At 71.5% G+C, this 11589-nt stretch carries 12 protein-coding genes; 6 read left to right on the top strand and 6 right to left on the bottom strand.

From position 1 onward, the window contains the following. Window positions 1-442 precede the first annotated feature (442 nt). Window positions 443-1039 carry an NAD(P)H-dependent oxidoreductase gene (locus IF09_RS0139110; protein ID WP_030304251.1) on the top strand — a complete coding sequence of 199 codons (597 nt, stop codon included), beginning with the start codon at window positions 443-445 and terminating at the stop codon, window positions 1037-1039. A 377-nt stretch (window positions 1040-1416) separates the two neighbouring features. Then, window positions 1417-3066 carry a D-alanyl-D-alanine carboxypeptidase/D-alanyl-D-alanine-endopeptidase gene (gene dacB / locus IF09_RS0139100; protein ID WP_267882209.1) on the top strand — a complete coding sequence of 550 codons (1650 nt, stop codon included), beginning with the start codon at window positions 1417-1419 and terminating at the stop codon, window positions 3064-3066. Window positions 3067-3128: 62 nt separating this feature from the next. Here dacB and IF09_RS0139095 read toward each other — a convergent pair whose 3' ends face one another. After that, window positions 3129-3713 (bottom strand): dihydrofolate reductase family protein, encoded by a 585-nt coding sequence (locus IF09_RS0139095; protein WP_030304245.1) that lies wholly within the window; start codon window positions 3711-3713, stop codon window positions 3129-3131. A 164-nt stretch (window positions 3714-3877) separates the two neighbouring features. On the opposite strand from IF09_RS0139095, the gene IF09_RS0139090 reads away from it, so the two are divergent. Then, window positions 3878-4675, top strand: a complete 798-nt coding sequence (locus IF09_RS0139090; RefSeq protein ID WP_030304243.1) for a hypothetical protein — start codon at window positions 3878-3880, stop codon at window positions 4673-4675. 131 nt (window positions 4676-4806) lie between these two features. Here IF09_RS0139090 and IF09_RS0139085 read toward each other — a convergent pair whose 3' ends face one another. From IF09_RS0139085 to IF09_RS0139075, 3 genes are read right to left on the bottom strand one after another with little or no spacing between them, the layout of a single operon-like run. Continuing rightward, entirely contained in the window at window positions 4807-5235 is a 429-nt protein-coding gene (locus tag IF09_RS0139085) for a hypothetical protein (protein WP_234321336.1), read from the bottom strand. A gap of 10 nt (window positions 5236-5245) precedes the next feature. Further along, complete coding sequence (locus tag IF09_RS0139080) at window positions 5246-6130, bottom strand: NAD(P)H-binding protein (RefSeq protein WP_051833660.1); 885 nt, start codon at window positions 6128-6130, stop codon at window positions 5246-5248. Next, window positions 6127-6558 carry a nuclear transport factor 2 family protein gene (locus IF09_RS0139075; protein ID WP_030304237.1) on the bottom strand — a complete coding sequence of 144 codons (432 nt, stop codon included), beginning with the start codon at window positions 6556-6558 and terminating at the stop codon, window positions 6127-6129. Before IF09_RS0139075 ends, IF09_RS0139080 begins: the two co-directional genes overlap by 4 nt. A gap of 99 nt (window positions 6559-6657) precedes the next feature. Between IF09_RS0139075 and IF09_RS0139070 the strand changes: the two genes are divergently transcribed. Continuing rightward, window positions 6658-7299, top strand: a complete 642-nt coding sequence (locus tag IF09_RS0139070) for a TetR/AcrR family transcriptional regulator (protein ID WP_051833658.1) — start codon at window positions 6658-6660, stop codon at window positions 7297-7299. Between the two features lie 127 nt (window positions 7300-7426). Here the strand turns inward: IF09_RS0139070 and IF09_RS0139065 are convergent, their stop codons facing one another. Beyond that, window positions 7427-7852, bottom strand: a complete 426-nt coding sequence (locus tag IF09_RS0139065; RefSeq protein ID WP_030304233.1) for a hypothetical protein — start codon at window positions 7850-7852, stop codon at window positions 7427-7429. A gap of 245 nt (window positions 7853-8097) precedes the next feature. Between IF09_RS0139065 and IF09_RS0139060 the strand changes: the two genes are divergently transcribed. After that, window positions 8098-8532 (top strand): VOC family protein, encoded by a 435-nt coding sequence (locus IF09_RS0139060; protein ID WP_030304232.1) that lies wholly within the window; start codon window positions 8098-8100, stop codon window positions 8530-8532. An 85-nt stretch (window positions 8533-8617) separates the two neighbouring features. On the opposite strand, the gene IF09_RS0139055 is transcribed toward IF09_RS0139060, so the two are convergent. Continuing rightward, a complete protein-coding gene (locus tag IF09_RS0139055; protein ID WP_078613735.1) occupies window positions 8618-10444 on the bottom strand; it encodes an ABC transporter ATP-binding protein in 1827 nt (608 codons plus the stop codon). A 221-nt stretch (window positions 10445-10665) separates the two neighbouring features. Here IF09_RS0139055 and IF09_RS0139050 point away from each other — a divergent pair, with 221 nt between their 5' ends. Then, entirely contained in the window at window positions 10666-11274 is a 609-nt protein-coding gene (locus IF09_RS0139050; protein ID WP_030304229.1) for a DJ-1/PfpI family protein, read from the top strand. The last annotated feature ends 315 nt before the right edge of the window (window positions 11275-11589 follow it).

Genomic DNA, 11589 nt, shown 5'->3' with positions numbered 1-11589 from the left:
TTGTTTTCCGGGGGTTTCCCCGGTGGGGGCGTAGTTCCAATAAACCGTGTGGGGGAGCGGGCGTCACGCCACTCGAATACGTGGCTTGACGAGGTGCATCGATCTTGATAGAAGCCCGGCCGGTGCGGACGCCCCGAGGGCGACTCGGCCCTGCGATGCGCTGCACCCCGTGCCGCTGCGGCCCTTCTGCCCTGGACTTCCACCCGCTTCTACGTCGGCCCGGGCGTTGTCGTGCAGGTAGGCGCCGAGGACGGCCGAGCGTACGAGGCGTCGGCGGATGCCACCCACCGAAGCGCCCTCGCCCCCTTGGCCGGGCTCCCCATCGACTGGACCCGACCCACTTCGACGGCTGACCGTCCCGGCGGTGATTCGCCCGCGGTGCGGATGGCGGTCCCCGTGGAGGCATGATGGATCGCCTGACGGACGAGGGGAGTCGACGGACGTGAAGGTCGGGGTCTACCTGGCGCACCCCCGGGCGGGGAGCTTCAACCACGCGCTGTTCGAGGCGGTGACGGACACCTTGGCGGTGGAGGGGTGCGAGGTGTCCGCGCACGACCTGTGTGCGCAGGGGTTCCCTCCGGTGCTGACCGCCGAGGAGACCGAGACGGTCGACGCGGCGGCGGCATCGACCGATCCGCTGGTGGCGCAGCACCGCGCCGAAGTCGCGACGCTCGACGCGCTCGTCTTCATCCACCCCAACTGGTGGGGCATGCCACCGGCCGTCCTGGCCGGCTGGGTGCAGCGGGTGCTGGTGCCCGGGGTGGCCTACAAGCTGGGGCGGGCCGACGGCGAGCCGGCGGGTCTGCTGCGGGCCGGACGGGCGCTGGTGCTGAACACCTCGGACACCCCCGAGGAGCGGGAGGCGGGCGAGTTCGGTGACCCGCTGGCGCGGGTCTGGGCCGCCTGTGTCCTGCCGTACGTGGGGGTGACCGACGTACGCCGTACGGTGTTCCGGACGGTCACCGACTCCACGGCCGGCGAGCGCGCGGCATGGTTGGCCGCGGCGCGTCGAGAGACGTCGGCCCTGCTCGCCCGGTAGGACGGAGGACCCCCGGCCCAGCACGGGCACGGCCTGGTCGTGCGGCGCGGGGCCGCCCGCCTGCCGGGAGCTGCGGCTGTGCGGGCTTCAGTCCGTCGAGGGTGAGGTCGAGGAGGCGTCCGGCCTGGTCGCCTTGCTCGGGCTGGGCCGAGGTGAGGGCGATGCCGGCCAGGATGGCGAACACGTCGGTCGGGCGGATGCGGGACCGCGGCACGCCGGCGGCGGACAGGATTGCGATGGCGCCGCAAGCCGTCGCCCGCGCCATCGCCTTCTCGCATGCCCCGCTGACCGGAGGTGGCATGCGCGCCGAATCGTGCCGTGCCACCCTGTTCACATGCCCCGGGGGGAGATGACAGCCGCGACGAACGGAGCGCGCTGTGGGAAATCGGATCCGTGTCAGCGCGCTGTCGCTGAGGCGCCGAGCGGGTGCCGGTTTCGCCGCCCTGTTGTTGGTGGCACTCGCCTCGGGTACGGGTGCCCGGGCAGCCCCCTCACCCTCCCCGGCGCCCTCCCCGTCCCCGACGTCGTGGTCCTCCGGTGTGGGAGATCCGGGCCGGCTCGACCCGCGCATCACGGAGATCATGCGGAAGCCGGAGTACCGCCATGCCCAGTGGGGGCTCCTGCAGACCGAACCGGCCGACGGGCAGGTGCTGCACAGCCTGTTCCCCGGGCAGTTCTTCATCCCCGGCTCCACCGCGAAACTGTTCGCCGTCTCCGGCACGTGGCGGACCCTCGGCACGGACCACCGCTTCGTGACCCCCGTCTACGCGGTCGGCGAGCGGACCGGGGCCACGCTGACCGGTGACCTGGATCTCGTCGCCCAGGGCGATCTCACCATGGGCGGCAGGACGCGCCCCGACGGCACGGTCGCCTACACCGACCTCGACCACACCTACGCCAACGACTTCCCCGGCGCGACCCTCACCCCGGAGAACCCGCTCGCCGGGATCGACCAGCTCGCCCGACAGGTCCGTGACTCCGGCATCACCCGCGTCGACGGCGACGTGATCGTCGACAGCCGGCTCTTCGCCCCCGACCCGGTCCTCGATCCCACCCCGACCCCCCTGATCATCAACGACAACCTGATCGACCTCCTGACCAGGCCCGGCGACCGGGCGGGCGCGGACGCCCGGCTGGACTGGCGGCCGAAGGCCGCCCCGTACCGAGTCACTTCCACGGTGAAGACCGTCGCGGCCGGGAAGCCGACGAACGTCACGGTGACGGCCGCCGACGGCGGCACCCGGATCCGGCTGTCCGGCACGATCGCGGCGGACTCCGAGCCGCTGCTGCGGACCTCGCCCATCACGGACCCGGCCGCGTTCGGCCGTACCGCGCTGATCGAGGCACTGGCCCGGGCCGGGGTGGAGGTCTCCGCCGCCGCGACCGCTCCCAATCCGGTCGCCCGGCTGCCGCGCGACTACGACGGCCGCCCGCGGGTGGCCGCGTACACCTCACCGCCGTACGAGCAGTACGCCAAGCTGATCCTCAAGGTCAGCCACAATCTGGGCGCGAACCTCGGGATCTGCCTGATGGCCGTCACCACCGGCGGCAACCAGTGCGAGGACGGCTTCCCGGTGCTCGCCGCCTTCCTGGACCGGGCGGGCGTCGACCGCAGGCAGGCGGAACTCATGGACGGCCGCGGCGGCAACCCCGCCGACCGGGCCACGCCGCAGGCGCTCGTACAGATGCTGGCGTACTGGCAGCGCACACCGGACGCGCAGCGCTTCCGGGAGGCCCTGCCCATCCTCGGCGTCGACGGTCTGCTGGCCGAGAACTGCCGCAGCTGCCCGGCGCGCGGGAAGGTGTTCGCGAAGACCGGCGCGGCCGTCGGAGGGGACACCCTCAACGACCGGCTCGCCGTCGGCGCCATCACCATCGCCGGCTACCTCGACAAGGGCGGCGGCCGCTTCGACACTTTCTACGCGGGCGTCAACGGCGCGTCCACGCCGACCGCCGACCCCGCCGGTGTCCTGACGATCGCCAACGACCTGGCCCTGATCGCCGCCTACCTCCAGGAGTCGCCCTGACCGGCGGGACCCACGCAGCCCGTCGGGTCACCGGCCGGGGCTGCTGCCGCTGCCGTACGGAGTCAGCCGGCCGCCGGGGTCCGAGGGGCGTCGGCCGGTGCGTAGAGCAGGTGCATCACGCCGGTCGTGAAAGTCTCGGACTTGAGCAGCTTCAGCGGGTACGGGCCCTCGCCGTCCGCGAACAGCCGCAGGCCCTCGCCGAGGACGATCGGGTGCACCAGCAGCCGCAGCTCGTCGAGGAGGCCGGCGGCGAGGAGCTGGCGTACGAGGGAGACGGAGCCGGTGACAGCGACGGGCCTGTCGCCGTCCTCGGCCTTCAGCGCCTTCACGCCGTCGAGGAAATCGCCTTGGAGCTGCTCGGAGTTGCGCCACGTGAACTCGAGGTCGTGGCTCGAGACGACGACCTTGCGCGTGTCGCCGAAGTCCTTGGCCAGTCCCGCGTCGTCGCCGCCCGCGCGCTCGCGCTCGGGCCACGACTCGGCGAAGACGTCGTACGTCGTGCGGCCGAACAGGAAGGTGTCGCTGGCCTGGATGTCGCCCATGACTGCGGCGCCCATCTCGTCGTTGTAGTACGGGAAGTGCCAGTTCTGGGGCTCGGCGACGACGCCGTCGAGGGAGATGAACAGGCCTGCGGTGATCTTGCGCATCGGGGGCTCCCTGGGTTGCCGAGCGGGGGTTCGGTCCGCGTTCTCATGAGGTAGACGGACAGGAACCCCGAAAATCATCGGCGGCCCGTCACGGGATTTCGCTCTGCGCCCGGGCCGAGTCCACCCGAATGGCCCGATCGGCCGCCCACGCGCACCCTGGAGAGGTGAAGACCGAGGCGCCCGTCACGGCCCGCGGTGCTGTTGCCGGATTCCTCGAGAATCCCGTCATCGGCATGGCGCCGTGGATCATCTTCTCGCTCCTGGTCGGTCCCGGCAGGTTCGAGATCGCCGTCGTGCTCGCCCTGGCGGCGACGGTCGTGCTCGTGGCGGCCGGGCGGATCATCAACAGGGGCAGCACCTGGAAACTGCTGGAGATCGCCGACCTGGTCTTCTTCACCGTCATGGCCGTCATCGGCGCCTTCGCGAGCGACGGCACCCGCCGCTGGCTGGAGACGTACGCCGGGGAGGTCTCCAACATCGCCCTCGTCCTGATCGCCTTCGGGTCCATGGCGGTGCGCATGCCCTTCACCCTGCAGTACGCGCGGGAACAGGTCGATCCGGCGTACTGGCACACACCCACGTTCCTGCGGACCAACTACCTCATCACCGGGGTGTGGGGGCTGGCGTTCCTGGTCGCCGCCGTGGCGGGGGCGTACGGGGACCTCGTGCTGCACAATCCGGACAACATCTGGACCGGATGGATCATCCAGATCCTGGCCATCGTGGCGGCGCTGCGCTTCACCGCCTGGTACCCGGACGTGGCCCGCGCCCGGGCCCTCCGCGCGGCGGGCCAGCCAGGGCCGGAGCCGCCTCACCTGGCCGGGATGTTCCTGCCACTGGCCGGACTGCTGGTCCCCGTCGGGATCGCCGTCCTGATCTTCGACGACAACGTGTGGTGGCTGGGCGTGGTCCTGATCGTGGGCGGCGGCCTGCTCACGAGGGCCCTGACGGCCCGCAACTGACGCCGCCCGCGACGGACGGAAGTCCGGGAGCGGCTGACCGGGCACGCTGCCGGCGGCCGCTGAACGTCGGCAGCCCGCCAGATACGCGCCGCGACCGCGCCCGCGGCGCAGATCCGCGTCGCGGGACGGGGTCATACGGCGTGCTCGGCGCACAGGCATCCGATGCCGCGCTCGATCCACTCCCGCCCGGCCCACTCCGGATGCCGCTCGATCAGCAGCGCCCGGACCTCGGCGACGATCTCGGCCTCGCCCATCGCGGAGTCACGCCGCCGCCAGGTCTCGTCGCGCAGCTCGCACAGGTAGTCGCGGACGCCGGTGAGCACCTGCGCGCCGCCGGGTTCGCCGTGACCGGGAACCACCACCCGCGGTGCGGTTGCGGCAAGGCGGTCCATCACCCCGAGCCAGCGCACGCCGGAGACGTCCGTGTCGTACGGCGGGAACCACGGGAAGATGGCGAACTGCCCGGTCTCGGCGAGGTCCCCGGTGAACAGCACACCGGCGTCCGGCACCTCCCGTGCCTGCCGCGTCGCTTCGACGCGACGCCGGAGCCGGGCGTGCATGGGGCCCCGCCTAGCGGGCCGGGCCGGGTTCCGGGGCTGCCTGAGGCACTGCCTGGGCGGACAGCTCGCGTTCGGCGACCGCCCGGAAACCGTGGGGCGGGCGGCCGGTGAGGCGTTGGACGGTGTCGGTGGTGCGGTCCTCGGCTCCCTCGGCGATGGCCCGGTCCATCCCGGCCAGCATCGCGGCGAACTCCGCCGGCACGACCGCGGCCAGCCGGTCACGCATGGCGTCGTAGGTCAGCCGGCGATGGACCACCGGGCGGCCGGTGACGTCCGTGAGGAGCGCTGCGATGTCGTCGTGGCTGAGTGCCTCCGGTCCGGTGAGGACCAGGTCGGCGCGGGGCGCGCGGTCGTCGGTGAGGGCCCGCACGGCGACGGCGGCGATGTCGTCGGCGTCGACGAAGCCGACCCGGCCCGACCCGGCCGCGGTCCGGATCTCGCCGTCGTTGCGGATGCTGTCGGCGTGGGCGTGAGTGCCGGTGAAGTTCTGCATGAACCAGGAGGGCCGCAGGACCGCCCATTCGCCGAACAGGCCGGGCAGGGCCCGGTGCACCCGTCCCACCGCCGGGCCGCTCTCGGCGATGGCCGAGGAACTGAGCAGTACGGCGCGGCGCACGCCGGAGGCGCGGGCCTGCTCGAGGAAGGGCAGCATGACCGTGGCAGGGTCCGGGTCCCCGACGGGCGGGACGAGGTAGACGCGGTCGGCATCACGGAGGGCATCGCCGAAGCCGGCGGGGTCGTACCAGTCGAAGCGCACCGGCTCGGCGCCCGCGATCGGGGTGGCGCGACGGCTCGCGGCTTTGACGCGCCGACCGGCGGCGATCAGCTGCGCGGCGGTGCGGCTGCCGGTGGTGCCGGTGGCGCCGATGACCAGGGTGGCGCGGGCGATGGTCATCGGACACCGCCCGCGGCGAAGCCGATGCCGGGCTCCTGGACGGCGAGCGGGTTCCAGTAGTCGCGGTAGGAGGTGAACCGCCCGTCCTGCACGGTCACGACGGCGATGTAGGTCATGTCGAAGGGGCTTCCGGTCGCGACCACCCGGCCCGCGCCGCGCATCTCGACCACGATGGTCCCCGGGCCGGTGGTCTCGTGGATCCGCAGATCGGGGAAGTCGTGCAGGTCGATGTGGTCGGGATAGTCGCGCATGTAGGCGGCGATGGCCTCCCGCCCCTCCAGCCGCCCGGGCCACCCCGGGGGAGCGAAGGGGAACTCCATGAAGCCGTGCTCGGCCCACAGGCCGGCCCAGGAGGCGATGTCCTTGTCCAGGAGCAGACGCAGGCTGTGGCGGTACAGATCGGCAGCGGGTGAGGCGATTGCGGGCATGCGGGTCCTCCGTCCCGTACGATGCGGACCAGCGGTCCGCTTCTCCCTCGGAAAGATACGGACCGCCGGTCCGTATTGCAACCGGAGGGTGGAACCCCCATGACCGAACGCAAGCCGCGCAAGGATGCGGTCCGTAATCGGGCGGCCGTCTTCGCTGCCGCCGACGCCCTGTTCGCCCACTGTGGGAGCCCCGAAGAAGTGACCATGGCCGACATCGCGACAGCCGCCGGCGTCGGCAAGGCAACGCTCTTCCGCGCCTTCGGCGATCGCACCGGGCTGATCCACGCGCTGTACGAGGCGCGGCTCGAGCCGGTGTGGAGCGCCGTGGAGCAGGGCCCGCCGCCGCTGGGGCCCGCGACCCCGCCGCTGGAGCGCGTACCGGCCCTGCTCGACGCAGTCCTGTGCTTCAAGCTCGACAACCGCCACCTGGCGATGGCCCTGGAGGGAGCCGGTACGGGCAGTCCGTACGGGACGGACCACTACGAGCACTGGCACGCCTTGCTGCGGGACCTGCTGCAGCGCATCCCGGGTCTGGCGGACGGCGACTTCACCGCCCATGCGCTGCTCGCCGCGACCCGGGCCGACCTGGTCGCGTACCTGGCGGGCGAGAAGGGTGCGCCCCGTGAGGAGATGCGGGATCAGCTGGCGAGGTTCACCACCGCCGTCCTCGGTGCCCGCGCTTGTGGCGCCGCGCCGGAGCCGGTTGGGAGCGTGCCGCGAACCACCGACTCAGGCCACTGATTGCGCCGCATGGAGCCGGCATGGCAGTCGGCATCGTCTACTGGCTCCAGGGACAGTGGGGCCATGCGGAAGCCGGAGAGGCCATGGGCCTCTCCGGCTTCCGCGGTGTGGGGGCGATTGCCCGCCCTCACTTGCCGAGCTTCTGCTTCAGGTTTTCCTTGACCTGGTTCTTGATGCTCTGCTTGTTGACCTGGCCGCCGGTGCCGGTGCCGTCGCCGCCTACGGCGGTGGCGTCGCCGGTGTTGATGGCGTCGGCGCTGGCGTTGCCGCCGGTGGCGTTGCCGGTCTTGATCTCGCACTTGCCCTTGCAGTTGCCGACACCGGTGCTCGCGTTGCCGCCCGTGGCCTCGCCGCCGACCGTGGTGTTCTCGGCGTTGGCGTCGCCGCCGGTACCGATTCCGTCGGCGCTGTCCTGGGGGAGGAGGGTGACGGCCTGCTGCGGGGCGGCGGTGGGCGCGGCCATGGCGGTCGCGGGGAGGGCGATGCCACCACCGACCAGCGCCAGGGAAGCTCCGGCCAGAACGATACGACGGGTCGTGAAGAGCTCGAACATGGTAATTCTCCATTCGGTGTAAAAAGGGTTCGTATTCCGCCCCGCAGTAAGGCCGGGGGTTTATTCCGGCCCTTTGTCCTCCGGGGTTTTCCCCGGTGAGGGCGTACTTCAAATAAACCCGACGGGAGTACGTGCGTCACGCCACTCGAATACGTGGCTTGACGCCGAGAATCGATCTTGGTAAAGCCTGGCGGCGCGGGTCCGGCAGCCTGGGAATGCGCTGGAACGCGTGCTAGCTTCCGATCATGGAACAACGCGTCAGTCTGATCACCCTGGGTGTCGCCGACCTCGGGCGCTCCCGGGCCTTCTACGAGAGCCTGGGCTGGCGGGGGCAAGAGGTCGAAGAGACCGTCTTCTTCCAGGCGGGCGGCCTCGGGCTCGTCCTGTGGGGCCGCGAAAAGCTCGCACGGGACTCCGGCCTCGCCACTGCTCGCGGAACGGGCTTCGCCGGTATCGTCCTGGCCCACAACCTGCGCTCCCCGAAGGATGTGGACGCGCTCCTCACTGCTGCACAGCAGGCCGGAGCCACCGTGACCAAGCCCGCCGGGGCAACGGCTTACGGCGGCTACGCGGGGTGCTTCGCCGACCCCGACGGATATCTGTGGGAGATCGCCCACAACCCGGGCTTCCCCCTGGCCGAGGACGGCTCGCTGACCATCCCGGACTTCGGCTCCCCGTAGCGACCCTCCGCGGCCGCGACGCCTCCCTCGCCCCAGCCGGGCGGCCCGCGACCTCGCCACACCGGCCACTGCCTCGGATTCACGATCAGTGCAGGTCGGGAGAGCGTGTGGAGCTGTCGTCGAGGAAGCCGCCCGACTGGTGCTGCCACAGCCTTGCGTAGGCGCCCTCGGTGGCGAGCAGCTCCTGGTGCGTGCCCTGTTCGACGATGCGTCCGTGGTCGAGGACGACGAGCCGGTCCATGTGGGCCACCGTGCTCAGCCGGTGCGCCACCACGAGGGCGGTCCGCCCCTCCATGAGGCGCCACAATGCCTCTTGGACGAGGATCTCGCTCTCGGAGTCCAGGGCGCTGGTCGCCTCGTCCAGCAGCAGGATCGGCGCGTCGCGCAGGATCGCCCGGGCAAGCGCGACCCGCTGGCGCTGCCCGCCGGAGAGCTTGACGCCGCGCTCGCCGACCATGGTGTCGAGGCCGTCCGGCAGCGCATCGGCGAACTCCGTGACGTGCGCCGCCTCGGCCGCGCGGCGGATCTCGGCCTCGGTGGCCTCGGGCCGGGCGAACGCGATGTTCTCCCGCAGGGTGCGGTGGAACATCGCCGGGTCCTGCGGCACGTACGCCATCAGGCCGCGCAGGTCGCGTTGGCGCAGCCTGCTGATGTCCTGGCCCCCGATCAGGATCCGGCCCCCGTCGATGTCCGTCATCCGCAGCAGCAGCCGGGTGAGCGTGGTCTTGCCGCCGCCGGACCGGCCCACGAGCCCGAACTTGGCTCCGCCGGGCACGGCCAGGTCCAGCCCCTCGAAGAGCGGCTGCGCGCCCGCGTGGGCGAAGGTCACCTTCTCGAACCGCACGTCGGCGGCCCGGGTCGGCGACGGTGCCGGCTCCGGCGACTGCGGGTCGAGTACGGTCGGCGACGTCAGGAGCAGCGCCGTGAACTGCGCGGCCTCCGTCATCGAGCTCTCCAGGCGACGGTAGATCTGATTGAACTCGAACATGATCCGCGTGGCGTTGGAGTAGTACGTGAAGGCGACCACGACCGCCTCCACCCCGTGCCCGTCCCCGGCGATCAAGACGGCGAGCAGCAGGCCCAGCGCGTTCGTCACCACGGACATCGGCGCGACGAGGGTGTCGATACGCAGGTTGCCGTAGTCCCACGACCGCAGCATGAGCGCCCTCGAGTGCGCCACCCGGGACCGGTGCTCGGCGGCCTCGCGCCCCTCCGCGGCGAACGCGCGGACCGTGTCCATGTTCATCAGGCTGTCGGAGACGTGCCCCGACACCCGGGCCATCGCCTCTTCCCGCCGGTTGACGAGCGCCTGGCGGCGCCGGACGAGGGGCAGTACGCACACCCCCGTCACCGTGATCATGACCAGGAGCGCCACGACGAGCAGCGGTTCGTACTGCCAGAGCACCACCGACCCGAACAGCAGCGGTACGAACCGGCCCACGACCGAGAAGGTCAGCGTGTCGACGAACTCCTCGAAGCGGGAGGCGAAGCTCAGGACCCGCTTGGTCAGTGATCCGGCGAAGTTGTCGTGGAAGAAGGCGGCGTCCTTCGCGAACAGCTCGTCCATGCCGATCACGTACAGGTGCTCGATGCCGAGGGCGTCGAGGCGGTTCAGGCAGTGCAGGCCGACGCGCCACGCCGCCTCGGAGAGCAGAAGGACCCCTGCGAACCCGAGGACGTACGGGAGCATCGCGCCGAGGGCGGGGGCGGTGGAGTCATCGGCGATGCGGCCGACGAGCTTCGCAACGACCAGCGGGGCGATGTAGTTGATGCCGATGTTGCCGAGAGCCGGCATCAGCATGGCGGGTGCCGTCAGCCGGCGCAGCCGCACCAACTCCCTTCCGTAGTGGCGAAGTGCGAGGACCACGGGGCCCTTGCGTGGCGGTAACGCTCGTGATGCAGACGATTCCATCGCAACCCTGTGATCTCGTGTCAGAACGGAATTCGCAGTGTCCCGCGGGCGCGTCAGCGCCGTCCAAGCCTTTTCCGTGTGGGTGACGCCCGGACTTCACCGCGGCACGGGACCGTGCCCCATGTCCCGGGAGTGGCAGGCCACCTGGCGCCGATTGGCCCGGGGGCGAGCGCGTGGCCGGTGGAACACTGGACCTCCGACGCCGCAACCAAGGAGTTCCGATGCAGGTAGCCGTGGTCACCTTCGACGGATTCAACGAGCTGGACAGCTTCATCGCCTCCGCGTTGATCAACCGCTGCCGCAAGGACGGCCTGGAGGCGTTCATCACCACACCGACACCCGTGGTCACCTCGATGAACGGCGTCGAGGTGAGCGGGCAGCGCCCGATGGAGTTCATCCCCGAGGCCGACGTCGTCCTGATCGGGAGCGGGGTGAAGACCCGCGACGTGATCGCCGATGACCGGCTGCTCGCCATGCTGCCCCTGGACCCCGCCCGACAGCTGATCGGTTCCCAGTGCTCCGGCGCACTGGTGCTCGCACGGCTCGGGCTGCTGGGCGGTATGCCGGTCTGCGCGGACATGACGAGCCGCCCGTTCGTCGAGGACTTCGGCGTCACCGTGCTGGACGCTCCGTTCCACGCCGAGGGCAACATCGCAACGGCCGGCGGCTGCCTGGCTTCGCAGTACCTCGCCGCATGGGTGATGGCCCGGACGCTCGGCGAGGACGCCGCGCGCGGCTCCATCGGCTACGCGGCCCCGGTCGGTGAGCAGCAGGAGACGGTCGAGCGCGTGATGAGTGCCGTCCGGGCGGGCGAGCCCGCCCTGCGCTGACGCCGAACTCCCCCGTGGTGGCCGGATCCTGGGTCGTGGGACGAGGTTCGCGCGGCGATGACGGCCCCGGCGCTCGGCGCGGAGCTCGCGGACGCGGGCCTCGCCCTCGAGGGCGAGCTGCCGCCGGACCTGCTCCGCGTACGGCGCGGGATGGGAACGGGTCTCCCGCGCCCGTCGGCCTTACCAGGCGGGGCGACGGCCGGTTCAGATCGCCGTCCCGTGGGTTGTCGTGGTGCATGCGGATGCCGGAGGGGCGGTGGGCCTCTCCGGCGTCTGCTGTGTGGGGCGGGTTGGGGTGGGTGGTTGTCACTTGCC

It is taken from the genome of Streptomyces katrae (assembly GCF_000717655.1).
GTDB classification, from domain to species: domain Bacteria; phylum Actinomycetota; class Actinomycetes; order Streptomycetales; family Streptomycetaceae; genus Streptomyces; species Streptomyces katrae_B.
This window is presented reverse-complemented; position numbering and strand designations above follow the sequence as displayed.